Genomic DNA, 25,664 nt, shown 5'->3' with positions numbered 1-25,664 from the left:
TTCCGCTCACTATGAGTTGTCATCGGTGGCTGGTCCGGCGCGCGCCGGCGCTCGCGCTGCTGCTCGCAGTGTCCGCGCTGTTCCTCGGGGCCTGCCACGGCGGTCATGACTTCGTGCCGGACGGCGGGACCGTCGTCGCCCCGGCCGGGCACCACCACGGGCGCGGCGGAGCGGGCGGCGTCCGGTGGTCGGCCTCGGACTGACGTGTCCCCCGGTCGGCCCCTCACCGCTCGCCCCCCGCCCCCGTGCCGGGAAGCCTGGACGGGTGGGGCAGCAGCAAGGAGGCGCGCAGTGGGCCGAGGAGCCGTACGGCGAGCCGGGCGAGGAGTCGTGTGACGAGCCGTACGACCGGTCCGGTGGGCGGTTGCCCGAGGACCCCGTGCCCGATCCCGGACTCGGGGACGGGTCGGAGCCCCGCCCGGCCGACGCGGACCGGCGTCGGATCTCCTGCGCGCGCAGCCTCGTCCGGGTGCTGCCCGCGCTGCTCATCCTGGTCGGCGCGTTCTACGACTACTTCACCCCGATGGCCTTCACCGCGGGCCCTCTCTTCACGGCCGCGCCGCTCGTGGCCGCCCCGCTCTTCTCGCTGCGCGGCACCGTGCTCACCGGCGTCGCGGCGCTCGTCGCGGTGCTCACGATCCACATCCGGCTCGGCATCGTCTTCAGGGTGGACGCGCTCACGGAGGTCGCCACCGTGGCGACCGTCGGCGTGCTGGCCGTGCTCATCAACATCCTCGTCCGCCGCACCGACGAGCGACTCGCCTCGGCCCACCAGATCGCCGAGGCGGCCCAGCGTGCCGTCCTGCCGGAACCCGACCAGCGGATCGGCGGCCTCGACGTCGCGGCGCGCTACGAGGCCGCGCAGGCGGGCGCGTTCATCGGCGGCGACCTGTACGCGGTGCAGGACTCCCCGCACGGCGTACGACTGGCCGTGGGCGACGTACGGGGGAAGGGCATGGACGCGGTGGCCGCCGTCGCGGTGCTCATCGGGGCGTTCCGGGAGGCGGCCGAGCAGGAGGCCACGCCGGAGGCGGTCGCGCAGCGGCTGGAACGGGCGCTGGCCCGCGAGGGCACCCGGCGCGGGGGCGTCGACGCCTTCGAGGGGTTCACCACCGCCGTCCTCGCGGAGATCACGCACGAGGGCGGCCTCGTAAGGATCGTCAACCGCGGCCACCCGCCGCCGCTGCTCCTGCACGCGGACGGAACACTGGTCACGCTCGCCTCCGCGAACCCCGCACTGCCGCTCGGCATGGGCGAGTTGGGCAACTGGCCGGACCGTGCCGAGGAGACGGAGTTCCCGCACGGGGCCACGCTCCTCTTCCACACGGACGGACTGTCCGAGGCCCGCGACGCGCAGGGGCGCTTCTACGATCCGGCCGCGCGGCTGGCCGGACGGACCTTCCCCGGCCCCGACGCCCTGCTGGCCACGCTCGTGGAGGAGGTCCGGCGGCACACGGGCGGCGTCCTGACGGACGACATGGCACTGCTCGCCGTACGGCGGCCGTAGCCACGGAAAGGGGCGTTCTTGATCGATGTCACGAGGGGTGATCGGCCGATGCCCCTCCGCATAACGACTGACGCACCGTCAAATAACTGCCAAGTAGGGACGTGCGGCCAACTCGCCCGAATTCCGCCGGTCGTGGGCGGTAAGTCCTGGCCGAAAGTCGTTAATGATCAGTACGAACAGCTTGGAATCCGGTACCCGCGTCTATTAACGTTCGATAACGCAGCGCGGTCGTCCCAGCCGTCACAAGAGTCGGCTCCGTGCGCACGCGCCGAATCCCGCGAGGGAACCGGGGAACCACCAACTTGGGGTGAATCGAGCGTCTTTCACGGTGGAGACACCGTGGGTTGACGCGCGTAGGAGACCTTCCTGCTCCGAACCCGTCAGCTAACCCGGTAGGCGAGAAGGAAGGAAAGGAGCACGCCCACGTGGCGTCCAACCGGCCTGCCCAGCCCACTTCGTTCCCGCCGAACGACACCCAGACTTTTGGCTACGCCTACGGCAAGGACGAGGGCCCCTGGGAGGAGTGGAACCCCACCGAGGATTCCATCCGTCCCCTCCGCGGCCGGCACCGCGTCTCCAAGCAGCGCGGCGGGGGACTCGCCCGCAGCTCCACGGTCCTGGGCGTCGGCGTCATCGCCGCCGTCGGCGCGGGCGGCATGGCCACCGCGGCGCCCGGCAAGCCGCCGGTCTCCATCTCGCTGCCCGACCTCTCCTCGGTCACCGAATCGGCCAAGGCGCTGATATCCGACGGCGGTCCCAGCACGCCGAAGGGCTCCGCCACCCCGCTCACCAGCGCCGGTGTGACCAACGCCGACGCCGCGCAGGGCAACACGGACGCGGGCGAGGCGCTGCGCGCCCGCATCATCCAGCAGGCCGAGTCGCAGCAGGACCAGATCGACAAGGCGGCCCAGGACGCCGCCGAGTCCGCCGCCGCGAAGAAGGCGGTCGCGCTGGCCGCCCAGCAGAAGGACGACGCCGAGGCCAAGGTCGCCGCCGAGAAGAAGAAGGCGGACGAGGCCGCCAAGCAGAAGGCCGAGGCCGCGCGCCTCGCCGAGCTCGCCAAGAGCTACTCGCTGCCGACCTCCTCGTACACCCTGACCTCCCGCTTCGGTGACGCCGGTTCCATGTGGTCCTCCGGCTATCACACCGGCCTCGACTTCGCGGCCCCCACCGGCACGCTGATCAAGGCCGTCCACAGCGGCACGATCACGGAGGCGGGCTGGGCCGGCTCGTACGGCTACCGCACCATCCTCACCCTCGACGACGGCACGGAGCTGTGGTTCTGCCACCAGTCGTCCATCAGCGTCAGCGTGGGGCAGAAGGTGGCCACCGGCGACGTCATCGGGCGCGTGGGCGCGACCGGCAACGTGACCGGGCCGCATCTGCACCTGGAGGTTCACCCGGGCGGCGGCAGCGCGATCGACCCGATGGCGTGGCTGCAGAGCAAGGGCATCAACCCCTGATCGTTCCCAGGGGCCGTGTGCGGAATACGGCAATCCGGTACGCCTGTTGAAATAAGGCATGACTTCCCTTCGCAAGCTCGGCTCCTCCGACCTCGAGGTCTTCCCGCTCTCCCTCGGCGGCAACGTCTTCGGCTGGACCGCCGACGAGGCGCAGTCCTTCGCCGTGCTCGACGCCTACACGGCCGGGGGCGGCAACTTCGTCGACACCGCCGACGGCTACTCCGCGTGGCTCCCCGGCCACAAGGGCGGTGAGTCCGAGACGGTCATCGGCAAGTGGTTCGCCGCGCGCGGCAACCGCTCCGATGTCGTCCTCGCCACCAAGGTCAGTACCCACCCCGAGTACAAGGGCCTGTCCCCGGCGAACATCAGGGCCGCCGCCGACGCCTCGCTGCGCCGCCTCGGCACGGACTACATCGACCTCTACTACACCCACTTCGACGACACCTCGGTGCCGGTCGAGGAGATCATCGGCGCGCTGGACGAACTGGTCCGGGCCGGCAAGGTCCGGGAGATCGCCGCCTCCAACATCTCCGCCGAGCGGCTCGCGGAGTCCGTGGAGTTCTCCGACCGCGAGGGCCTCGCGCGCTACGTCGCCCTCCAGCCCCACTACAACCTCGTCTCGCGCGACACCTACGAGGGCCCGCTCCAGGAGGTCGCCTCCCGGACCGGCCTGGCCGCCGTCCCGTACTTCGCGCTCGCGTCCGGCTTCCTCACCGGCAAGTACCGCCCGGGTACGACGGTCGACTCCGCGCGGGCCGCGGGCGCGGGCAAGCACCTCGCCACCGAGCGCGGCATCCGCGTCCTGGCCGCCCTCGACGAGGTCGCCGTGGCCCATGACGCCGAGGTCGCCACGGTCGCCCTCGCCTGGCTCGCCGCCCGGCCGACGGTCGCGGCGCCCATCGCCTCCGCACGGACGGTCGAGCAGCTGCCGGCCCTGCTGGCGGTCGCCGACCTGACCCTGACGGACGCGGAGGTGGCCAGGCTGACGGAAGCGTCCGCCTGAGACCTACGACTGGTAGGGGTTGTACGCGGGGTACGGCGTCGCCGGGGCGGGATACGGGGTCGTCGCGCCGGCGGGGTACGGGGGCGGGCCGGCGGGGTTCGCCTGGCCGGGCACCGGCGCGTAGCCGTACCCGGGCCACGGCGGCGGCAGCTGCGGCGGCACCGGTACGGCCGGGGCCGACGCGTGGGCCGCGTACGCGAGGGAGGGGCGGGCGATCTCCCGGCGGCGCCACAGCTCGTGCAGCAACTCCCGCTCCCGTACGACGAAGTCGGCGTTGGCGCGGCCACTGCGCCCCCGGTGCCGCAGAAACGCCAGCGAGGTCGCGTACGCCTCGTACTGGGCGACCGAACGCGCCGCCGCCCTGCCGAAGTGGTGGGCGGCGTACTCGCGGGCCAGCCGCCGCGCCCGCATCGAGCCGAGCACGTACGGCTCGGGCGGGGTGAGCCACCCGGCCGCCGCGTACGCCGGAAGTTCGGTCCGTACGGTCTTCAGCTCCCGCTGCCGCGTCCAGATGACGAGGAAGGTGAGCAGACCGAACGCGGGCACCATGAACGCCCCGTACACCGCGTAGAAGCCGTACTCCCCGAAGTTCGACGAGCCGTTCCACATGGAGTGCATGCCCATCGCGAGCAGCAGTCCGGTCAGGGGCAGCAGGACCCGGCGCGCATGCTGGCGCTCGGCGGACAGCGCCGCGATGCCGAAGCCGATGCCGGTGAGCACCGTGAACAGGGGGTGCGCGAAGGGCGACATCACGACGCGGACGAAGAAGGTCGCGGCGGTGACGGAGGCCAGGCCGCGGTCGCCGTTGAGCTGGTCCGTGCCGAAGGCGGTGCCGAGATAGAGGATGTTCTCGGTGAAGGCGAAGCCGGTCGCGGTGACTCCGGCTATGACGACCCCGTCGACGATCCCCGTGAAGTCCCGGCGGCGGAAGAGGAAGACCAGGAGCACGGCGGCGGCCTTCGCGGACTCCTCCACGATCGGCGCTATGACGGTCGCGCCGAGGGTGTCGGCGCTGGACGGGTCGGCGGTGGCGGTCGCTATCCATCTGGTCGCGAAACTGTTGGCGACGATCGCTATCAGCGCCGCCGCGCAGGCGCCCCACGCGAAGGCGAAGAGCAGATTGCGCCAGGGGCCGGGCTCCACCCGGTCCAGCCAGCGGAACGCGGCGACGAGGAGCGGCACGGGCAGCACGGCGAGGCCGAGTCCGACCAGGAAGCCCTCGGTGCCGGTCTGTTGGCGGACCAGGGCCAGGATGACGAGGCCGGAGAGCGCGAGCAGGGTGATCAGCGCGCCGTAGCGCACCCACTTCCGCTGCCACCAGTGCGCGTGCCGCAGTGCACCGTCGGCCGGCCCACCGGTGGGACCGCCGGGATACGTCGGGTACGGGGGAAAGGTGGCCACGGCATTGACCCTAACGAGGGAGGGGCGCTGCCCGCGACGGCGCCTGGTGGTGTTCGTCCGCGGGTCTTCAGTCGCCGGATGTGTCCTGGTCTCGGTGCTGTACGCGCCGGAACAGGAGGTCGTTCACCACATGACCCTTCTCCAGTCCCTGACCCTCGAAACGGGTCAGCGGCCGGAAGTCCGGACGAGGCGCGTAACCGCCGTCCGGCCTGGTGTTCTCGAAGTCCGGGTGCGCGCTCAGCACTTCCAGCATCTGCTCGGCGTACGGCTCCCAGTCGGTCGCGCAGTGCACGAGGGCGCCGGGCCTGAGGCGGGTCGCGGCGAGGCTGAGGAACTCCGGCTGGATCAGCCGCCGCTTGTGGTGCCGCTTCTTGGGCCAGGGGTCGGGAAAGTACACGCGCAGCCCGCTCAGGGAATCCGGCGTGAGCATCTCCCTGAGCAGAATGATCGCGTCACCGTTGCCGACGCGGATGTTGGTGAGTCCGCGCTGGTCCGCGAGATTGAGCAGGTTGCCCTGCCCCGGCGTGTGCACGTCGACGGCGAGGATCCCCGTCTCCAGGTCCTCCGCCGCCATCCGCGCGGTGGCCTCGCCCATCCCGAACCCGATCTCCAGCACGACGGGCCGCTCGCCCCCGAACAACTCCGCGAGATCGATCACCCGCTGCCCGTCGATGTCGAGCCCCCACTTGGGCCACAGCCGCTGCAACGCGTCCGCCTGGCCCGTGGTGACCCGGCTGCGCCGCGGCTGGAAACTCCGGATCCGCCGCTCGAAGTGCGATCCGGCGGGGTCGGCCTTCGGCCCGTCGGGGAACCGGGGCTCCCCCTTGGCCCGGACATGCCGATGGGGCTCACCTCCGGCGACGGAGCTGGACCGGGGCTCTTCGGGGGAGTCAATGGAGTCAGACACAATGAGGACGATTTTACGGCGCGGGCGGGTGGGGGCTGGTCGCGCAGTTCCCCGCGCCCCTGAGGCGGGGGCTTCGCCCCGCGTCCCCCGTCCGCCCGGGTTGGTTTGGCTGTGGGGCCGGTGGGGGTTTGGCGCGCAGTTCCCCGCGCCCCTAAAGGGCGCTGGCGCGCATCTTTCAGCCTGTCCGGCGTTTGAGGACGAGGCCGTTCAGGCCGATGCGGGGGTCAGGGGCGGAGCTTCACGGGGGTCCAGGGGGCGGAGCCCTCGGTGGGGTGCAGGGGCGGAGCCCCGCGGGGGGTTCGGGGGCGGAGCCCCCGGTGGGGTTGAAGGGGCGGAGCCCCTGGGGATGGGTTGGGTAGGGGCGGCGGGGGCGAGGAACTCAGGCCGGTCACCTCGTCACGTCCCCGCCAGCACCCCCAGTGCCCTCCGCGCAACCTCGCGCCCGATCGGGAGCGACGCCGTGGCGGCGGGAGACGGCGCGTTCAGGACGTGCACGGTCCGCGGGCCCTCCTCGATGAGGAAGTCGTCCACCAGGGTGCCGTCCCTCAGGACGGCCTGGGCCCGGACACCCGCCGAGGCCGGGATCAGGTCGTCCGGCGTCACCGCCGGCAGCAGCCGCCGCACGGCCCCGGTGAACGCCGCCTTGGACACCGACCGCCGCAGCTCCCCCGCCCCGTACCGCCAGTGCCGCCGCGCCATCCGCCAGGAACCTGGCCACGCCACGGCCGCGCCCACCTCGCGGGGCCGGACGACCCCCCACTCGTACCCCTCCCGGGCGAGCGCCGGCACCGCGTTGGGCCCGATGTGGACGTCTCCGTCGATCCCCCGGGTGAGGTGCACGCCGAGGAAGGGGAAGGCGGGGTCGGGGACCGGGTAGACCAGGCCGTGGACCAGCTCGGGACGCGCCAGGGAGTAGTACTCGCCGCGGAAGGGGATGATGCGCATGCCGGGCTCGTCCCCGGCCAGGCGCGCGATCTCGTCGCAGTGCAGCCCGGCGCAGTTGACCAGCACCCGTCCCCGCACGACCGCCCCGTCCCCTGTGCGGACGGCGACACCGAGCGCGGGCCGGCGGTCGATGCGGACGACCTGCGCCCCGTACCGGATCTCCGCCCCGGAGGACTCGGCGAGCTGCCGGGCCACGGCGACGAAGTCGCACACCCCCGTCGTGCCGACGTGGATCGCGGCGAGCCCGCGCACCTGCGGCTCGTACTCCGCTATCTGGGCGGGGCCCAGCTCCCGCACCGGAATCCCGTTCTCCCGGCCGCGCTGCACGAGCCCGTGCAGACGGGGCAGCTCGGCCTTCTCCGTGGCGACGATCAGCTTTCCGGTGACGGCGTGCGCGATGTCGTACTCCGCGCAGAACTTCACCATTTCGGCGGCGCCCCGCACGGCGTACCGCGCCTTCAGCGAGCCGGGCCGGTAGTAGATCCCGCTGTGGATCACACCGCTGTTGCGCCCCGTCTGATGTCGGGCGGGACCCTGCTCCTTCTCCAGCACCGTCACCCGCGTGCCCGGCGCGGCGCGCGTGATCGCATACGCCGTCGCCAGGCCGACGATCCCGCCGCCGATCACCAGCACATCGCAGTCGTAAGCGACCCGCACCTGTTCCACCTCCCGGCTTCAAGAGTGCACTGCGCCACTGACAACGCCTTCAAACCCGCGAAGCGCCGGAAGCAGTTCCCCGAGCCCCGCAGGGGCGCGAGGAACTGCGCGACCAGCCACGAACGACCCGCAGCCGAACCACCCGCGGTCGTACCGGTCCTCCAGCGGAGCGACTACGCTGGGGCCATCAGCAGCGGCCGTGCCCGCTCCCTCAGCTCCACCACACGCGGTTCGTCGCCGTAGGGCTCCAGACGGTGCAGAAGGTCCTTCACGTACTCCGTCGTGCGCGCGGAGGAAATCCGCCCGGCGACCTCCACCGCCCGTACGCCCTGCTCGCATGCCGCGTCGAGATTGCCCGACTCGAGCTCGGCGACCGCCGACACCACCAGTCGCAGACCGTGGGAGCGTACGAACTCCTCCGTCGGCTTCGACAGTGCCTGCTCGGTGAAGCGGCGCACCTGGCGCGGCGCCTTCAGGTCGCGGTAGCACTCGGCCGCGTCGGCCGCGAAACGGTCGTACGAGTAGAAGCCGAGCCAGCTCGGGTCGTGGTCGCCGTCCCGGGCCCGCTCCAGCCAGCCCTCGGCGGCCTTCAGGGCCCCGCCGGCCGCCTGGGCATCACCCGCGCGCGCGTGGGCGCGTGCCTCGACGAGACGGAAGAAGCTCATGGTGCGGGCGGTGGCGAGCCCCCGGTTGCGCTCCAGGGCGGCCTGGGCGAGGTCGACACCCTCGTCGCCGAAGCCGCGGTAGGTCGCCTGGAGGGACATGGAGGCCAGCACATAGCCGCCCAGAGGGACGTCGGCGGCGGCTCGGGCCAGGCGCAGGGCCTGGATGTAGTAGCGCTGGGCGGCCTCCTGCTGGCCGGTGTCGAAGGCCATCCAGCCCGCCAGGCGGGTCAGCTCGGCACTCGCCCCGAAGAGAGCTCTGCCCACTTCGTCGGAGTAGGCGCCGAGCAACAGCGGTGCCGCCTCGACCCGCAGACATTCCGGCACCATCGACGAACGCCAGTCGCCACCTCCGTACTTGGAGTCCCAGCGCCTGGCGTCCTCTGCTGCCTCGCGGAGCTTCTGCACATCGCTGTGGCCGACTTTCAGTGGTGCCCCGGAGCCCTCGGAAGGGTTCACGTCCCGCGCCACCGAACTGTCGGCCGGGGTTATCAGCCACCGTGAGGCGGGAGTCGCGTAAGCGCTCACTGCGAAGGATCCCGCCAGGGACTGCCAGATGCCGCCGCCACCGGCCCGGCGGCCGGCGAGGTCCAGGCGGTACAGCTCGGTGGCGGACCGCACCGCCTGCCCGACGTCACGGGGGAAGGCGAGGCCCACTTCGGGCGCGGGATCCGCGTCCGCCAGGCCGATCTCGTGGAGCGGCACCGGGCGGCCGAGCTTCTGACCGATGGCGGCCGCGATGAGATGCGGCGCCGCACCCTGCGGCACCATTCCCTTCGACACCCAGCGCGCCACCGACGTCTTGTCGTAGCGAAGAGTCAACCCGCGTTGAGCGCCAAGATCGTTGACGCGCCGCGCGAGTCCTGCATTGCTGATTCCCGCGAGGGCGAGAACGGCGCCGAGTTTTTCGTTCGGCCCGCGTTGCTCCCTGGACATGCGCCACCCCTCGACACAGACGGCTGCCGCGCTGGCATAACCATGCGGCATTCGTAAACCCAGCGTAGTTCGCCGCATCCCAAGCGTTAAGGGGCGTTGTTCCGGATGGCGGGATTGTGGTCCGTACGGAAGTACGGACGGTTGCATCGTGCTCCCGCTGTGTGGCTGTGCGCCCGTCCGTGCGCTCTTCTCCGGCCACCGGGGGAGCGCTTCCATGGATCGTGCGTGGGTCGGCCCGCTGTACTGGATCCAGTGGGCTGGGGGACACCGCCGCCTACATCCCCGCGGGCGGCGGACCGGTCCGGGAGGCGAACTCCGCCTCCCGGACTGTGCGTTGTCGGAGCGGTGCGCTCGGCCTGTACGGAGCGTGTGCACGCCTGTCCGCCCGCAGCCGATTTGGCCGAAAATCGACGGTGGCCTTTGCGGGCAAATAGCGCTCCCACCACGTCACTTGAGGGCGCATGAGGTGCTTTCGGGGAGCGTACCGGGGGCGCATTCGCGTCGCCGATCCACCCCCGCCCACTCGTCGTTCCTAGTGAATCCTTCGTGATCACCTTGCCTCGGGCGGGTGTTCGCATCTGCTTCGGATCGGCTTTGCAGTGGCCTCCCAACGGCGCGAACGTATTCGCGGGGGCGCATTCCAGGGGGCGCAAGCCGCCCCAGGGGCCCTCCCGTACGCGGTCTTCGTGGCAGCATGGAGCCGAGTTCGTACGGTGCACTGGTTGTCCACAGCCTGTGGAGGCGTCGATGCGGTGGTTGGTGGGGTGGAGCAGTACCGCCGCCAGAGCGCCCGAGATCGGCTTGGCGGGCGCCACCGGAAGCGACGGCGAGACCGTGCACCCGGTGGGCTCCCAACTCCTTTGGGGCGACCCCGATCCGCTCTGGGCGGTCGGCGACTGGCGCCCCGACGAGGTCCGCGTCATCAAGGCCGACGCGCAGAACCGGATCGCCGTCCTCGGCACCTGCGGGGCGAGCGACGAGGAACTCAAGGTCGGCCTCTTCGCCGCGCGCGGCGGGGCACTGCGCCACCTCACCGCCTGGTCCGGCAGCTACACCGCCGTCGTCCAGGTCGGCCGCCGCACCACCGTCGCGGGCGACCTCGCGGGCGCGCGACCCGTCTTCCACACCCCCTGGGCGGGCGGTACGGCCTACGCGACCGCGGCCCTCCCGCTGGCCGACCTCATCGAGGCCAACCTCGACTTCGGGCACCTGGCGGCCCTGCTCGCCGCCCCCGACGTACCGGCCGCGGTCCACGACTCGACCCCTTACGAAGGCGTACGACGCATTCCGCCGGGGCACGCGCTGATCCTGCGCGCGGGTGCCCGCGAGGTCGCCGGCTACGAGCCCGTCGCCTCCCTCGCCGTCGCCGCGCCCACCGCGGACCCCGACCGCGCGGTGGACGGCGTCCGGGACGCCCTGGTGGAGGCCGTACGCGCGCGCCTCGCCGCTCCCCGGCACGTACCCGGGACCGACATCGACCCCGGGCCCGTACCCGGGATGGGGCCCGCGGAGCGGCGCGCGGCGCGCGGGATGCCCGTACCGGGAATCGGGGCCGATCTCTCCGGAGGGCCCGCTTCCGGGACGCTGGCCCTGCTCGCGGCGGGGCTGCCGGGGGCGCCCGGCACGGTCCTCGGGCACGGCACGGGCGCCGGTGAGCGGCTCCTCGCCGTCACCTTCAACGACCTCGTCGTGCGCGGACGGGAAGCCGAGGTGGAGCGGGCCGGGACGCTTGCCGCGAACCCCCGGCTGCACCACGTGGTCGTCGCCGGGGGCGAGGAGACGCTTCCGTACGCCGACCTGGAGGGGCCGCTGACGGACGAGCCGGGGCCCTCGCTGGTGACGGCGGCGCGGCACCGTGCGCGGCTGTCCTCCGGCAGCGCGGACCACTTCACGGGATACGGGGCCCGGCAGGTCCTGGACGCGCACCCCGCGCGGCTGGCCGACCTGCTGATGGACCGCAAGAGACGCCATCTGGTCCGGCCCGTCGCCGCGTTGGCGAAGGCGGACGGGTCCGTCATGGTTCCCGCGCGCGTGTACGGCGCCGCGCGCAAGCTCGCCCGTACGCCGTACCGGACCGGCGTCGACGTTCTCGCCGACCGGCTGCTGCACCGGCGCTTCGACGAACCGGGAGGCGCGGTGGGTGCATCACTCGCTGCGCTCACCTGGGCCAGGCCTGGTCCCGCGGCGCGTTGGCTGACCGGTGAGGCGCTTGCTGAAGTATCGGTTCGCCTACAAGGAACCGCAGGTCGGACGGGGGTGGTCGGTCCCGGGCAGCGGCCCGGTGACTTCCGCGCCCGGGCGGCGCTCGCGCGCCACGCCGCCGATCTTCGCGTCCTGGAACAGGCCGCCGAGATCCGCTTCCAGCGGCTGCACGCGCCGTTCCTGGACAACCAGGTCGTCCGCGCGTGCCGTGAGTTGCCGGAGGCGCTGCGGGTCCAGCCCGGGGCGCGCGCCGCGATCCTCCGGACCGTCCTGGAGGGCGCCGGGGTGGCCGACCTGCCGCCCGGCTGGGGCGCGCCGTCGCACGCGTCCTCGGCGGCGGCCGCGCGGACCGGGTTGCGGGTGGCCGCGGATTCCCTGATCGCCTTGTTCGACACCCCTCTGCTGGCGCAGGCGGGGCTCGTCGAGGCACGGGTCGTCCGCAAGGCCCTGCGGGCGGCCGCGGCGGGGGAGCCGCTGCCGCTGGACGGGCTGGCGGATCTGGTCTCCTTGGAACTGTGGCTGCGCCGCCTGCTGGCCCGCCGCGGCACCTGCTGGACGGGCACGCCCGCCCGCCAACGGGCCGTACCCGCGGGGATCGTGCCGCAGGGGCGGGCGTTGGGGGCGGGGGCCGGGGGGCGGGGCTAGCCGCCGGATCGTCTCCGGGCCGTCGTTGGGTCGGGGCCGTGCCGGTACGTCGAGCCCGTCGCCGCCGGATCAGGCCTTGCCCTACAGGGAGCCGCTTCCGGACCCGAACGTGAGCGACGGGCTTACGACGCACCGGCACGGCCCCTTCCGCACGCGGACGACTGCGGGCCGGATCCCCCGCCCACCCGTTTCGTTCGGCTGCGGGCCGGTGGGGGGCTTGGGGCGCAGCCCCGGCCCCCAGGGGCGCGGGGAACTGCGCGAACAACCCCCACCGGCCCGCAGCCGACAAACTCACCCGGGGGTCTGGGGGCGGAGCCCCCAGTGGGGTTGAAGGGGCGGAGCCCCTGGGGACGGGACGGGTAGGGGCGGCGGGGGCGGAGAACCGGGTGTGGGCCGGAGTGGAGGCCCGCCGGGGAAAGCCTCGGCTCTGCGCACCGGGCGAGGTGAGAATAGGCGGGTGCGGTACAGAATCCTGGGGGTCGCCCAGGCGGAGGATGATCAGGGGGCCCCGGTCGCGCTGGGCGGCCCCCGGGTACGCGCCCTGCTCACGGCGCTCGCCCAACGAACGGACCGCACGACCACCCCCCAGACCCTGATCGACGAGGTATGGGCGGACGACCCCCCACTGGACGCCCCGGCGGCGTTGCAGGCCCTGGTCGGCCGCCTGCGCCGAGCGATCGGCAAGGACGCGGTCGCCTCGGAGGCGGGCGGCTACCGGTTGCGGGCCACCAAGGACGACGTGGACCTGTTCGTCTTCGAGCGGCAGGTACGGGACGGCAAGGCCGCCCTCGACCGCGGCGACGCGTCCACCGCCGCCCACACCCTGCGCGACGCCCTCGCCCTTTGGCACGGCCCGGCCCTCGCGGACCTCCCTGACCGAGACGCCGCCACCCGCTGGGACGCGCTCCGCCTGCAGGCGACGCACACCCGCATCGACGCGGACCTGCGACTGGGCCGCGCCCCCGACGTCGTACCGGAGTTGAAGGAGCTGACAACCGCCCACCCGTACGACGAGACCCTGCACGCCCTGCTCATCCGCGCCCTGCGCGACGCGGGCCGGGGAGCGGACGCGCTGGCCGCGTACGAAGGGGTGCGCCGCGCCCTCCAGGAGGGTCTGGGTGCGGATCCCGGCCGGGAACTGCAGAGGCTGCACGCGGTGTTGCTCGCCCCGGCGGGAGCGGGCGGGCCGGGGCCCATACCCGTGGACGCCGATCTTCGCGTACGGCGGGAGGGGGACGCGGCGGAGGCGGCCACGAGGCGAGGGCGTCGCGTCGACGCCGGCTCCTTCGAAGAGCGACCGACTCCGCACCCGACCGAGGACGGACGCCTCCCCGGCCCCGACCCCCGCTTCGACCCCGAACGCACCGGCAACCTCCGCCCCCGTCTGAACTCCTTCGTCGGCCGGGAACCCGAACTCGACGCGATCCGTTCGGATGTGCAGAGGGCACGCCTGGTCACGCTGACCGGACCGGGCGGTTCGGGAAAGACCCGCCTCGCCGAGGAAGCCGCCGCCGGGCTCCCGCAGGCCTGGCTGGTCGAGCTGGCCCCGCTCGACCGGCCCGAGGCGGTCCCGGGCGCGGTGGTCAGCGCCCTCGGTCTGCGCGAGACCGTGTTGATGACCCACGAGATGGCGATGGTCGGCCAGGACGACCCGCTCGGCCTGCTCGTCGAGTACTGCGCCCCGCGCAGCCAGCTCCTGATCCTTGACAACTGCGAGCACGTCATCGGCGCGGCCGCCGAACTCGCCGAGACCCTGCTCACCCGCTGCCCGGGGCTCACCATCCTCGCCACCAGCCGTGAACCACTCGGCGTCCCCGGCGAGTCGGTGCGCCCGGTCGAGCCCCTGCCGCCCGACCCCGCGCGCCGACTGTTCATGGAGCGCGCGGCGGCCGTACGTCCCGACGCCGACGCCGCGCTCCACGACTCCGAGGCGGTGGACGAGATCTGCCGGCGGCTCGACGGCCTGCCCCTGGCCATCGAGTTGGCCGCCGCGCGCCTGCGGCTGCTGACGCCCCGCCAGATCGCCAACCGGCTCGACGACCGCTTCCGGCTGCTCACCTCCGGAAGCCGCACGGCGCTGCCCCGCCAGCAGACCCTGCGCGCGGTCGTCGACTGGTCCTGGGACCTGCTCGACGAACGGGAGCGGGCCGTACTGTGCGAGGCATCCGTTTTCGCGGGCGGCTGGGACCTCACGGCCGCCGAAGCCGTCTGCACCGGTTCCCTCACTGATTCCCTCACCGGTCCGGTCGCCGGTGGGGTGGCCGATCTTGTCGGGGCGCTCGTCGACAAGTCACTGATCGTCGCGACCCCGTCCGCCCCGTACGACGAGGACGGTGGCGGCGGCATGCGGTACCGCATGCTGGAGACGATCCACGAGTACGCCACCGAGCGCGCCGCCGAAGTCCCCGAGCTGCGCGCCGCGGCCGAGCGGCGCCACCGCGCGTGGGCGCGTGACCTCGTCGAGGAGGCCGAGCCACTGCTGCGCTCGGCCGCGCAGCTGCCCTGGATCCACCGCCTGGAGACCGAGCTCGACAACATCCGGGCGGCGCTGCACCGCGCGATCGTCGCCGGTGCGGAGGAGGAAGCCGGTGCGATCGTCCTCGCCATGGGCTGGTTCTGGTGGCTGCGCAACTTCCGCGTCGAGGGCGGGGAATGGACGGACCGCCTGCTGCGGCTGGGCGCGGCGCTCGACGCGAGGCGCGTCGTGTCCGAGGCGAACCGGGCGCACGGCGGGGAGGGCGGCGACGGTGGCGACGGCGGTGACGGGTGCGAGGGCCGCGGCGGTGGCGACCTTCTCGCCGACCTGGACCGGTTCGACCCGCTGGCCGCCTTCCTCGACGCCCCGGACCACGAGGAGTCCCATCCGCTGCACGGCATGCGGATGCGGGTGCGCATGCTGCACCTGTTCATGCTGGTGGAGACCGATCCGTTGGACGTAGGGGCGTATCCGTGGATTCGGGAGTACATCCTGCGGGTGCGGGACTTCTTCGAGAAGGGCGGTCCGGCCGCGGCGACCATGCCGGGCATCGTCTGGCCGATGACCGCCTTCTTCCTGAGCGGTTGGCACGACGTGCGTCCGTCGATGGACGCGGCGCTCGCCAACTGCCGTGTGTACGGCGGTGAGTGGGAGATCGGCGTCACCCTGATGTTCCGTACGCACATGGTCGTCGACGCCCCGGGCGGCATGCCGGGCGTGGACGACGACCTCGCGGAGCTGCGGGTGCTCAGTCGGCGGGTGGGCGACCGCTGGGTGCGCGCCCAGGTGTGCAGCGCCGCGGGGGAGGCGGCCACGGCGCGCGGTTTCTACGATGAGGCCAAGGGCGAGTACGAGGAGGCACTGCGGCTGGCCTTCGAGGTCGGCGCGTACGCCGAGACGCCCTTCCTCATGGCGCGGCTGGCCGAGCTCGCCTACCGAGCGGGCGAGCGCTCGCAGGCGCTGACCGCCCTGGACGAGGCGAACGCGGCGGCCGAGCGGTACAGCGTCACGGACTCCGCCGCCTTCGTCCGTCTGCTGCGCGCCCAGCTGGCCCTGGACGACGGCGAGGTCGCCTTCGCGCGTGAACAGTGGGAGCAGGCGAGCGAGATGACCGTCCGCAACACCCCGCCGCCGCAGTTCATGGCGGCGCTGAACTGGGTCGAGGCGCTCGTGACGGCCGCCGAGTCCGGCCCGGAGCCCGGCCTGCGCAAGATGGTCGACGCGTTGGCCGGGGCGGTGGCGGGGCGGTGCGCCGACGTGGTGACGGCGAGTTTCGTCGAGAGTGCGGCGGGCCTGCTGTCCGAGCTCGGCGACCATCCCCGAGCGGCCCGTCTGCTCGCCGCGGGTACTTCCTGGCGCGGCGGTCACCCCCGTCCCACCCAGGAGCGCACCGGCGCCGAGCGCACGGAGACCGCCGCGCGTGCCGCTCTCGGTCCCGTCCGCCATGAGTCCGAGCGGGCGACGGGGGCGGCCTTCAGTCAGGCCGACGCCCTGCGGGAGCTCGCGGAGGCGCTGAAGGAGTACGAGTCAGGAGTATGAGTAGGGAGTACGAACAAGGAGCACGGGGCGGGGCGAGGGAGTAGTTCACGTCACTGGCACTGGAACTTGGACTCCGCCCAGTCCGCCAGGGCCACCGCGTCGAATCTCGTGTGCGGTTCGACGGCCAGCCTAATTGTTGTGCGGCCGGTGAGATTCACATGCACGGGGATCGCGGGTTCGCCGCCCTTGACCAGGGGCGACTGCCACAGGCGCGCTCCGTCGGCGTACACGGAGAAGCTCACCTGGCCGAGACCCAGCGTCAGGTCGTCCACGCCGACCAGCGCGTCGTACGCCGAGCAACTGCGGTTGAGATCGATGGTGACCGAGGACTCGCCGTGCACGGTCACGCCGTGGGTGTACCGCTGACCCGCGATCGAGACTCCCCACCGCTGCCACACCCAACTGCTCTCGCCGAGCCGCATCTCGGGCTTGGTGTGGTCACCGGTGACGTCGTACTTCAACTCGTTCCACTGGTAGACGATCGGTACGGGAGGCGGCGGCGGGGTGGGCGTCGGCGTGGGGGCAGGTGCGTGGGTGGCCGTGGGTGAGGGGGTGGGCTTCGGCTTCGCCCGCGGCGGGGTGGGTGTGGGCGACGGCTTGGGGGTGGGCTTCGGGGTGGGCCGGGGAGTCGGGGTCGGGCTGGACTTCGGTGCGGAGGCCACCACCGGGGCCCCTGGCGCGGGCTTCTTCGACGGAGTCGGAGTCGGAGTCGGCTGTGGCTGTGGCGCTTCGACCACCGGCGAGGTGGCCGACGGCTTGGCCTCGGGCTTCTTCTTGGCCGGGCTGCCGTTGCCGACGAGCGCCAGTGCCACCGCCGCCGCGGCCACCGCGACGACTCCCGCCGCGATACCGGCCTTGACCGGCGCGCCGAGCCCCTCCGAGGCGGCTGCGCCGCCCCCGGCGCCCGCCCCGCCCGAGCCGCCGCCCGCCGCTCCGGCCGCGCCCGCCGCCCCGCCCGAGACCGCCGCCCCGCCCGAGCCGCCGCCCGCCGCTGCCGCTCCGGCCGCGCCCGCTCCGGCGCCACCGGCGATGAGCGCGACGGCCTTCGCGTACCCGGCGGCACCGAACCAACCGATGACCGCGACCGGCACGACCGCGGGGATCCCGCCGGCGACTTCCTTGATCTGGCCCGCGGCCAGCCGGCACTTGGCGCACTCCTCCAGGTGCTTGCGCAGTCCGCGCTCGGCCCGGGTGCGCAGGCCGCCGCGGGCGTAGGCGCCGAGCCGGTCGGCGTAGCGCGCGCACTCCTCGTCCATGATGAGCGTGGCGCTGACGTGTGCCTGGAGGTAGGCCTGCTTGAGGCCCTCGCGGGCGCGGCTGGCCAGGACGCGGGTGCCGTTGGCGTCGAGCCCGAAGAGCGGGGCGACCTCGCTCGGGGACTCGTCCTCGACCTCCGTGTGCCACAGCACGGCCTGCCAGCGCTCCGGCAGCGACCGGAACGCCTGCATGGCCATCGACTGCTCGGCCTCGTGCATCGCCCGTACGTCGGCACCCAGGTCCAACGTTTCGTCGTCGGACACCTCGGAGGTGCGGGAGGACTGCGCGGCGAACACCGCGAAGTCGTCGACCAGTTGTTCCCGTTTCGCGGACTTCGTCCAGCTTGCGGCGACGCGGCGGACCGTGGTGAGCAGATACGCGCGCACGGCGTGCTCGGGGCCGTGGCCGCGGCGGACCGCCTGGAGCATGCGGGCGAACACCTCGGCGGTGAGGTCGTCCGCGGTGTGCGCGTCCCGGCAGCAGGTGCGGGCATAGCGACGGACGGCTTCGGCGTGCCGGCGGTACAACTCCTCGTACGCCGTGTCGTCGCCCGCCCGCATCCGCCCGATCAGATCGGCGTCGGAGGGCGGCAGCTCGATCGGGGGTGGCAGGACGGCGTCACGCCGGTCGAACCGGTCGCGCTGCGCCGGAACGCTGGCGTCCCTCGGGGCACCCGAAGTACCTGGAGCGCCCGGTGGACCCGAGGGTTCCGGGGTGATGCCCGACGGACCGCCCTGGCTCGGTACCTGCCGCGAGGGCGACCCGCCGGCCTCCGCGCCACCGTCACCGAGTGACTCGTCCCGCCCGTCAACGCTCATCGCGGAAAGCCCCCGCCTGCACACTCGGACCCGAATACCGGGACAGAGTGCCACACGCTTCAGGGACGGGACCCCACCGCACGGACCAACCACTCGTCCGTGGGGACTTGCCACACGACAGCACTAGTGGTCAGCCGTTTGGGGAATAGTCAATAAACGCTCCCCACAAGGCAGTTGCGCCACGGCCGGAATGCGCGGACCCCGAACCACGTCATCTCGGACTCCGCCACCCCGGCCGCCGTCACGCCGGCCGCGAGCGCAGCCCCTCCAGCAGGATGTCCAGCAGCCGGGCCGAGGCCGCGGCCTGCTGGACGGCATCCGGCAGCGAGGGCGCCGCCGTGGCTATGACCAGCAGTACGTCCGCCACGGTCACGTCCGCCCGCAGCTCGCCCGCCGCGCGCGCCCGATCCACCAGCCGACCCACCACGTCGAGCAGCGCGGCCGCACCGGCGTCGTCGGCCACCGCGGCCATGGCCTCCTCCTCGGGTGCCGACCGCTGCTCGACGAGCCGGAGCTCGGGGGCGAGCTGGGACCGCTGTTGCGGCACCCGCGCCTCGTCCGCCGAGGGTCCCTCCTCCGCGACGCCGACCCGCAGCACCTGCGGCGGCAGCAGCCGCCCGGCACCCGAGGCCACCGAAGTACGCAGGAAGCGCGAGAGCGCCGACCACGGCTCGTCCTCCTGACCGAGCGCCGCGCGCGCCTGGTCGGTCAGCCGGGAGGTCTCCTCCTCGGCTATCCGACGGACCAGGACATCCTTGCTCGGGAAGCGCCGGTACACCGTGCCGACGCCGACCCGGGCGCGCCGCGCGACGTCCTCCATCGGCGCGCCGTACCCCAGCTCGCCGAAGACCTCGCGCGCCGCGCGCAGTACGTGCTCCAGATTGCGCTGTGCGTCCACCCGTAGCGGCGCCGTCCGTGATCCGTCCACCGGACCGCGGCCGTTGCCGCCCGTTGCCGCGCCGACCGTGCCACCGGACGCGATGGCAGACGCGGAAGACCAATGAGCATCCTGAATGTGCATAAGCGTTCCCCCGGTAATGACGTCTCCCCCCGGAGACTCTCCCCGCCATTGGAAGCCGGAGCGAGCGGAACAAGCTTGATTCACGAACCCGTCGTGCGGACTCGTCGAGCGCATCCCCCTACACCCCGTCGACACACGAACATAGTTGAGTGGGGGTCAATTCAGAAGGGGCAGGTTCCGCACGGAGCGCCCCCCGATCGGAGTACGGGTCGGTTACCTCCCGATTGCGCCCCCTCCGGTCCCCCTGGGCACCCCCTCTGACCTGCGCACTCTTCCCGTACTCCGGCAAACCGGTCAACCCCTCGGGCCCCCGGCCGTCGGTCACACAAATTGTCGAGCCTGTGGACAAACTCAGGAGCGGGGTGCGTCATGGGATGGTGAAGGAACCTGTGCGCATTCTCATCGTCGGCGGCGGCTACGTCGGGATGTACACCGCCCTGCGCCTCCAACGAAAGTTGAAGCCGGAACTGAATCGGGGCGAGGTCGAGATCACCGTCGTCTCCCCCGACCCCTATATGACTTATCAGCCGTTCCTTCCCGAAGCCGCCGCGGGCCTGATCTCGCCGCGCCACGTGGTGGTCCCACTGCGCAGGGTCCTCGACCGGTGCCGGATCGTGGTCGGCGAGGCCCACAGCATCGACCACGCCAAGCGCACCGCGACGCTCAGCACGCTCGCCACCGCCGAGGAGGGCGCGGGCACGGAACAGATCACCTACGACGAGCTCGTCCTCGCCCCCGGCTCGGTCTCACGCGCCCTCCCGATCCCCGGACTCGCCGACTACGCCATCGGCTTCAAGACCATCGAAGAGGCCATCGGGCTGCGCAACCACGTCATCGAGCAGATGGACATCGCCTCCTCCACCCGCGACCCCGCGATCCGCGACGCCGCCCTGACCTTCGTCTTCGTAGGAGGCGGTTACGCGGGTGTGGAGGCGCTCGGTGAACTCGAGGACATGGCCCGCTACGCCGCCCGCTACTACCACAACGTCAACGCCGACGACATGAAGTGGATCCTCGTCGAGGCCTCCAACCGCATCCTCCCCGAGGTCGGCGAGGAGATGGGCAAGTACACGGTCACCCAGCTGCGCCGCCGCAACATCGACGTACGCCTCGAAACCCGCCTCGACTCCTGTGCGGACCGGATCGCCGTCCTCAGCGACGGCGCCCGCTTCCCCACGCGCACGGTCGTGTGGACCGCCGGCGTGAAACCGCACCCGATCCTGGCCGCCACCGACCTCCCTCTCAACGGGCGCGGCCGCCTCAAGTGCACCCCGGAACTGACCGTCGACGGCGCCCCGCACGCGTGGGCGGCGGGAGACGCCGCCGCCGTCCCCGACGTCACCGCCGGGGAGCCCGGCAAGGAGACCGCGCCCAACGCCCAGCACGCGGTACGCCAGGCCAAGGTCCTCGGCGACAACATCGCCCACTCCCTGCGCGAGGAGCCCCTGGAGACGTACTCCCACAAGTACGTCGGCTCGGTCGCGTCCCTCGGGCTGCACAAGGGTGTCGCACACGTCTACGGGCGCAAGCTGAAGGGCTATCCTGCCTGGTTCATGCACCGCGTCTACCACCTGAGCAGGGTCCCGACCTTCAACCGCAAGGCCCGCGTACTCGCAGAATGGACCCTGGCGGGGCTCTTCAAAAGGGAGATCGTGTCCCTCGGATCGCTCGAACATCCTCGAGCGGAGTTCGAACTCGCGGCCGGTGGAAAGCATCCTATCGACCCGAAGCTCGACCCGAAGGGGTCGTCCTGACCGGACCCAGGAACTCCACCGATCAGGCAGGCGTCTGACGGATGTCGGTCCGGTCGGCCAGACTGGTCCCGACCTTGGGCGGGCCGACGGTTCGCTCATCCGCACCCACAGGCTTCTTCCCCAGCGCCGCATTTCCCGGGTTCCGATCAGGGAGGCAGCGCTCCAGTGGCTCCGGCCGCGGGCCGGACCCCCGGCCGGATTCCGGAGCTGACCGGAGACGACAATCACGAGGCAAGGATTCGGTGAACTTCACCCGCTGGAGCGCCCGGCTCCCCGGAACGCAGCGCCGCACCGCGGCGCGGACCGAACACACGGCCTCCCCGGACCGTCGAGGCGAGGGCTCCGTGCCCGCGGCCCGCGGCGAGCAGCTGACCGACGACGCGCCGCCCGTCCCCGCCGTCGACGACCTGCCCGTGCGCGAGGTCCTCGACCGCGTCCCGGCCCTCGTCGCCCTCGTGCACGGCCACGACCACCGCGTGGCCTACGTCAACGACGCCTATGTGGCGGCCTTCGGCGCTCGACCCGTCGGCGAACCCGCACGCGAGGCGCTGCCCGAGCTCGCCGAGATCGGCCTGCTCCCGCTCCTCGACCAGGTGCTGCGCAGCGCCAAGCCGCGCACGGTCAAGTCCCGCAAAGCCCCCGGCGGCCGCTCGTACACCTTCACCTGTACGCCCGTCGACGCCACCCCGGACGGCCAGGACGGCGGCGTACTCGTCTTCGCCACCGACGTCACCGACCACGCCGAGGCCGCCGAGCGACTGCGCGCCAGCGAGCGCCGCCAGCGCGAGACCGCCGTCACCCTCCAGCGCTCCCTGCTCCCCCAGGAGCTGGAAGAACCCGACGACCTGCGCGTCGCCGCCACCTACCAGCCCGGCGGCACCGAGGCCGCGGTCGGCGGCGACTGGTACGACGTGATCACCCTCGGCGGCGGCCGCACCGCGCTCGTCATCGGCGACGTGATGGGCCGCGGAGTGCGGGCCGCGGCCGTCATGGGGCAACTGCGCACCGCCGTGCGCGCGTACGCCCGCCTCGACCTGCCCCCGCACGAGGTCCTGCAACTCCTCGACGGACTCGCCACGGAGATCGACGCCAACCAGATCGCCACCTGCGCGTACGCCGTCCACGACCCCAACGAGGGGCGGCTCGTGTACGCCTCCGCGGGCCACCTCCCGATCCTTGTCCGCGACGAGAACGGCACCGTGATCCGCGCCGACGAACCCACCGGACCACCGCTCGGCACCGGCGGCTGGATGCACGCCTCGGGTTCGGTCCCGCTGGGCCCCGGCTCCACGGCCGTCCTCTACACCGACGGCCTGGTCGAGCGCCGCAACGAGGACCTCGACGAGGGGATCGCGTCCCTGGAGCGCGCCCTCGCGGGGGCGACGGGCACGCCCCAGGTCGTCTGCGACCGCCTCGTCCGCTCCGCGGGCGTCACCGCCGACCACGACGACGACGTGGCCGTCCTCGTCCTCCAGCACCCCGCCCGCACGGGCCCCGACGGCGAGCTCTTCCGCAACGCGGCCCTGGAGCTGCTGGGCGGGGTGGAAGCGGCTCCCCGCGCGCGTGCCTTCGCCTCCGGCGTGCTGACGAGCTGGCGTTTCCCGTCCGACCTCCATGATCTCGGCGTCCTCGCCACCAGCGAGCTGGTCGCCAACTCCCTCCAGCACGGCACCCCGCCGATGCGCCTTCGGCTGCGCCGTACCGACCGCCGCCTCATCATCGAGGTCACCGACGGCGACGACCATCTGCCGCGTCGGCGTCGCGCCGAGCCCGCCGACGAGGCCGGCCGCGGTATCGCGATCGTCGCGACGATCGCTTCCGGTTGGGGGTCGCGGCGTACGCCAGGGGGAGGAAAGACGGTCTGGTGCGAGTTCGCCCTACCCCGCACCGCCGGCTGACCCCCTGCCCCCGGGTGTGTTCCCTGAGAAACAGGAGACGGCTGCCGCCACGGTGAAACGTGGTGACAGCCGTCGTACGAACGTCGTACGAATCTCCGTCAGGCGCTCGCCCGTACCGGCTCCGCGGGTACCGCCCCGCCCTGAGCCACCACCCGGCTCGTCGCCAGCCACGGCTGGTTCTGTACGGGGCTGAGCTGCCGCCCGAGCCGCAGCGCCAGGAACGTGATGCCGAGCGAGAAGAGCAGGAACGTCACGACGTACGGACCGTGCAGCGAGGCCCCCATCGGACCGCCCACCGCCGGACCGACCGCCAGCGCGAGCTGCTTCACCAGGGCGAAGGCGGAATTGTACTGGCCGGCGAGTCCCGACGGCGCGAGATCCGCGACCAGCGGCGCGACCGTCGGCGACAGCATCGCCTCGCCCAGTCCGAACAGCGCGTACGTCGAGACGAACGCCGCCGTCGCCATCGTCTGGCTGCCGTGTCCCAGCCCCGCGTATCCGGCGGCCAGCCACGCCACGGCCCAGATGAGGCCCACCGCAGCGATCACCCGCGACCGCTTCCGGCGCTCGACGAACTTCAGCACCGCGAACTGCGCCACCACGATCATCGCCGTGTTCGCCGCCATCGCCGTACCGAGCGCGGAGGTCGAGATCCCGGCCGCCTCGACGCCGTACGCGGACAGCCCCGACTCGAACTGCCCGTAGCAGGCGAAGAACAGGACGAAGCCCAGCACGGACAGCTGCACCATGGCCCGGTTGCCCAGCAGCTGCTTCCAGCTGCCGCCCTCGGCCTGCGGCGCGTCCCCGTCGATCCGCGGCGCGTGCGGCACCCGTACGGTCGCCATGATCACGACCAGCACCAGGAACATCGCCGCCTCGATCGCGAACAGCAGCGTGAACGAACTCGCGCGGGTCGTGTCGACGATGTGGCCGCCGATCAGGCCACCCACGCCGAGCCCGAGGTTCTGCAGGAAGAACTGAGTCGCGAACGCGCGCGACCGGGTGTCCGCCGTCGAGCAGTCCACGATCATCGTCGCCAGCGCCGGCTGCATGACCGCTTGTCCCGCGCCGAGCGCCGCCGCCGACAGCAGTACGGCCGTGGCGTTGCTCGCGAGCCCCAGGCTCAGCGCCCCGATGGCGGCGGTGACCAGGGCGGTGAGCAGGACCGGCAGCGGGCCGCGCAGGACGATGGCCCGTCCGGCGAACGGCAGCACCACGAGAGCGGCCACGGCGAAGACGGCGAGCACGAGGCCCGCCGTCATGGAGCCGAGTCCCCGTACCTGCGCCACATAGACGTAGAGGAAGGGGACGGTAAAGCCGAGCCCGAACGCTCCGAGTGCGTTGCCCACGTGGATCCGGCGCATCGCTGCGCCCATCGCCCTGGTCACTTTCACCTGCCTTGGTCGTGATGCTTCGGCGTGCATGGATGCAGGCCTGAAGACTTCGAAGATAAAGTTAGATGTTGAACTGTACAGCTTCAAGGACTTCAATGCCAAGCGAGCCCGTGCGATACTTCGGACATGGGCGACACCCCCGGCCTCGCTGCGCCGACAACCGAGCCGACACTCGACGAACAGATCGCCGCCTACCAGCGCGAGTTCCGGGACCTCGACCCCCAGGTCGAGAAGATCGTGGCGGCCCTCGGCCGCCTCAACCGCCGGATGAACGTCGCCTACGGCCGCCAGACCGCCACCCTCGGCATCAGCAACGCCGAGTGGGAGGTGCTCAAGGCCCTCGTCCTGGCCGGCGAGCCGTACCGGATGGGCCCCAGTGACCTCGCCAAGCGGCTGGGCCTGACTCCGGCCGCGATGACCCACCGGATCGACCGGATGGTCGCGGAGGGTCTGGTCACCCGGGAGCGCGACGAGTCGAACCGTGTCCGCGTGATCGTGGAGCTCACGGACGAGGGGCGCGAGAAGTGGCTGGAGGCCATGCGTCTCGCCACGGTCTTCGAGGAGGACCTCCTCCAGGACCTGTCCGCCGACGAGCGCGGTGTCCTCGGCGAGGTCCTGACGCGCCTCCTACGACGCGTGGAGCACGCCCAGCCGGACGCGGGCGGCCGGCTCAGCGACCTCGATTAAAAGATCTTGACAGAGATGGTTGACACCACCTTGATGGATCCGTAAGGTTCTTCGAGTTGCCACGGGGCCGTAACGGTTCTGCGGTAGCACCTCCGCCGCAGAAGCGGCACCCCAACCACCAGCACGATCTCCCAAACGGGTGAATTCGGCGTGCCCGAATTCAATTCGATTGGGGCGCGGCGGTCCGATTAGGAACTGCCGAGAGGATCCGCTAAAGTTTGGGACGTCGGAACGGCCCAAGGGCCTGGAAGACAAGCCCCGCTGACTGGGAATCAGGCCCGAAAGGATCTGATAGAGTCGGAACCGCCGGAAAGGGAAACGCGAAAGCGGAAACCTGGAAAGCGCCGAGGAAATCGGATCGGGAAACGGTCTGGTAGAGTCGGAAACGCAAGAACAAAGCAAGACCGAAGGGAAGCGCCCGGAGGAAAGCCCGAGAGGGTGAGTACAAAGGAAGCGTCCGTTCCTTGAGAACTCAACAGCGTGCCAAAAATC

General features: G+C 72.2%; 16 protein-coding genes and 1 riboswitch. Of the genes, 9 read left to right on the top strand and 7 right to left on the bottom strand.

The annotated features are described in order from the left end of the window. Window positions 1-11: 11 nt before the first annotated feature. The 4 genes from ACZ7M3_RS46780 to ACZ7M3_RS46765 all read left to right on the top strand — a co-directional run bounded on the left by ACZ7M3_RS46780 (window position 12) and on the right by ACZ7M3_RS46765 (window position 3,973). Window positions 12-203: a hypothetical protein gene (locus ACZ7M3_RS46780; RefSeq protein WP_452963871.1), complete on the top strand. Its 192-nt coding sequence runs from the start codon at window positions 12-14 to the stop codon at window positions 201-203. Between the two features lie 176 nt (window positions 204-379). Further along, window positions 380-1,507 carry a PP2C family protein-serine/threonine phosphatase gene (locus ACZ7M3_RS46775; protein WP_472072162.1) on the top strand — a complete coding sequence of 376 codons (1,128 nt, stop codon included), beginning with the start codon at window positions 380-382 and terminating at the stop codon, window positions 1,505-1,507. Between the two features lie 256 nt (window positions 1,508-1,763). Then, window positions 1,764-1,921, top strand: a riboswitch (cyclic di-AMP (ydaO/yuaA leader). Between the two features lie 11 nt (window positions 1,922-1,932). Further along, window positions 1,933-2,970 carry a M23 family metallopeptidase gene (locus ACZ7M3_RS46770; RefSeq protein WP_452963873.1) on the top strand — a complete coding sequence of 346 codons (1,038 nt, stop codon included), beginning with the start codon at window positions 1,933-1,935 and terminating at the stop codon, window positions 2,968-2,970. Window positions 2,971-3,028: 58 nt separating this feature from the next. After that, window positions 3,029-3,973, top strand: a complete 945-nt coding sequence (locus ACZ7M3_RS46765; protein WP_472072084.1) for an aldo/keto reductase — start codon at window positions 3,029-3,031, stop codon at window positions 3,971-3,973. 3 nt (window positions 3,974-3,976) lie between these two features. Here the strand turns inward: ACZ7M3_RS46765 and ACZ7M3_RS46760 are convergent, their stop codons facing one another. From ACZ7M3_RS46760 to ACZ7M3_RS46745, 4 genes are all read right to left on the bottom strand, one after another. Further along, a complete protein-coding gene (locus tag ACZ7M3_RS46760; RefSeq protein WP_388515164.1) occupies window positions 3,977-5,374 on the bottom strand; it encodes a PrsW family intramembrane metalloprotease in 1,398 nt (465 codons plus the stop codon). A 67-nt stretch (window positions 5,375-5,441) separates the two neighbouring features. After that, window positions 5,442-6,281 (bottom strand): tRNA (guanosine(46)-N7)-methyltransferase TrmB, encoded by an 840-nt coding sequence (gene trmB, locus ACZ7M3_RS46755; RefSeq protein WP_472072082.1) that lies wholly within the window; start codon window positions 6,279-6,281, stop codon window positions 5,442-5,444. A 396-nt stretch (window positions 6,282-6,677) separates the two neighbouring features. Next, complete coding sequence (lhgO, locus tag ACZ7M3_RS46750; protein ID WP_472072080.1) at window positions 6,678-7,883, bottom strand: L-2-hydroxyglutarate oxidase; 1,206 nt, start codon at window positions 7,881-7,883, stop codon at window positions 6,678-6,680. A gap of 173 nt (window positions 7,884-8,056) precedes the next feature. Continuing rightward, on the bottom strand, window positions 8,057-9,481 hold the full coding sequence (locus ACZ7M3_RS46745; protein ID WP_060901701.1) for a hypothetical protein: 1,425 nt from the start codon (window positions 9,479-9,481) through the stop codon (window positions 8,057-8,059). Window positions 9,482-10,228: 747 nt separating this feature from the next. Here ACZ7M3_RS46745 and ACZ7M3_RS46740 point away from each other — a divergent pair. Next, complete coding sequence (locus ACZ7M3_RS46740) at window positions 10,229-12,328, top strand: asparagine synthase-related protein (RefSeq protein WP_472072078.1); 2,100 nt, start codon at window positions 10,229-10,231, stop codon at window positions 12,326-12,328. Window positions 12,329-12,785: 457 nt separating this feature from the next. Continuing rightward, entirely contained in the window at window positions 12,786-16,343 is a 3,558-nt protein-coding gene (locus tag ACZ7M3_RS46735; RefSeq protein ID WP_472072076.1) for an AfsR/SARP family transcriptional regulator, read from the top strand. Window positions 16,344-16,393: 50 nt separating this feature from the next. On the opposite strand, the gene ACZ7M3_RS46730 is transcribed toward ACZ7M3_RS46735, so the two are convergent. Both ACZ7M3_RS46730 and ACZ7M3_RS46725 read right to left on the bottom strand, forming a co-directional pair. Continuing rightward, window positions 16,394-18,418 carry a sigma-70 family RNA polymerase sigma factor gene (locus ACZ7M3_RS46730; protein ID WP_472072074.1) on the bottom strand — a complete coding sequence of 675 codons (2,025 nt, stop codon included), beginning with the start codon at window positions 18,416-18,418 and terminating at the stop codon, window positions 16,394-16,396. Window positions 18,419-18,659: 241 nt separating this feature from the next. Continuing rightward, window positions 18,660-19,439, bottom strand: a complete 780-nt coding sequence (locus ACZ7M3_RS46725; protein WP_472072072.1) for a TetR/AcrR family transcriptional regulator — start codon at window positions 19,437-19,439, stop codon at window positions 18,660-18,662. 374 nt (window positions 19,440-19,813) lie between these two features. Between ACZ7M3_RS46725 and ACZ7M3_RS46720 the strand changes: the two genes are divergently transcribed. Next, window positions 19,814-21,193: an NAD(P)/FAD-dependent oxidoreductase gene (locus tag ACZ7M3_RS46720; protein ID WP_382248789.1), complete on the top strand. Its 1,380-nt coding sequence runs from the start codon at window positions 19,814-19,816 to the stop codon at window positions 21,191-21,193. A gap of 242 nt (window positions 21,194-21,435) precedes the next feature. Further along, complete coding sequence (locus ACZ7M3_RS46715) at window positions 21,436-23,091, top strand: ATP-binding SpoIIE family protein phosphatase (RefSeq protein ID WP_472072070.1); 1,656 nt, start codon at window positions 21,436-21,438, stop codon at window positions 23,089-23,091. A 98-nt stretch (window positions 23,092-23,189) separates the two neighbouring features. Here the strand turns inward: ACZ7M3_RS46715 and ACZ7M3_RS46710 are convergent, their stop codons facing one another. Continuing rightward, complete coding sequence (locus ACZ7M3_RS46710) at window positions 23,190-24,467, bottom strand: MFS transporter (protein ID WP_472072068.1); 1,278 nt, start codon at window positions 24,465-24,467, stop codon at window positions 23,190-23,192. A gap of 144 nt (window positions 24,468-24,611) precedes the next feature. Here ACZ7M3_RS46710 and ACZ7M3_RS46705 point away from each other — a divergent pair, with 144 nt between their 5' ends. Then, the gene (locus ACZ7M3_RS46705; protein WP_472072066.1) at window positions 24,612-25,172 is read left to right on the top strand and encodes a MarR family winged helix-turn-helix transcriptional regulator; all 561 of its coding nucleotides are present in this window, start codon (window positions 24,612-24,614) and stop codon (window positions 25,170-25,172) included. The last annotated feature ends 492 nt before the right edge of the window (window positions 25,173-25,664 follow it).

This window comes from Streptomyces sp. NPDC111656 (assembly GCF_055656965.1).
The sequence above is the reverse complement of the archived record's forward strand: the minus strand, read 5'-3'. Positions and strand labels throughout refer to the sequence as shown.

Coding starts and splice junctions, on each gene's coding strand:
- ACZ7M3_RS46725 (WP_472072072.1), bottom strand. CDS start 19,439: ATGCACATTCAGGATGCTCATTGGTCTTCCGCGTCTGCCATCGCGTCC.
- ACZ7M3_RS46780 (WP_452963871.1), top strand. CDS start 12: ATGAGTTGTCATCGGTGGCTGGTCCGGCGCGCGCCGGCGCTCGCGCTG.
- ACZ7M3_RS46720 (WP_382248789.1), top strand. CDS start 19,814: ATGGTGAAGGAACCTGTGCGCATTCTCATCGTCGGCGGCGGCTACGTC.
- ACZ7M3_RS46705 (WP_472072066.1), top strand. CDS start 24,612: ATGGGCGACACCCCCGGCCTCGCTGCGCCGACAACCGAGCCGACACTC.
- ACZ7M3_RS46765 (WP_472072084.1), top strand. CDS start 3,029: ATGACTTCCCTTCGCAAGCTCGGCTCCTCCGACCTCGAGGTCTTCCCG.
- ACZ7M3_RS46710 (WP_472072068.1), bottom strand. CDS start 24,467: ATGGGCGCAGCGATGCGCCGGATCCACGTGGGCAACGCACTCGGAGCG.
- ACZ7M3_RS46740 (WP_472072078.1), top strand. CDS start 10,229: ATGCGGTGGTTGGTGGGGTGGAGCAGTACCGCCGCCAGAGCGCCCGAG.
- ACZ7M3_RS46730 (WP_472072074.1), bottom strand. CDS start 18,418: ATGAGCGTTGACGGGCGGGACGAGTCACTCGGTGACGGTGGCGCGGAG.
- ACZ7M3_RS46745 (WP_060901701.1), bottom strand. CDS start 9,481: ATGTCCAGGGAGCAACGCGGGCCGAACGAAAAACTCGGCGCCGTTCTC.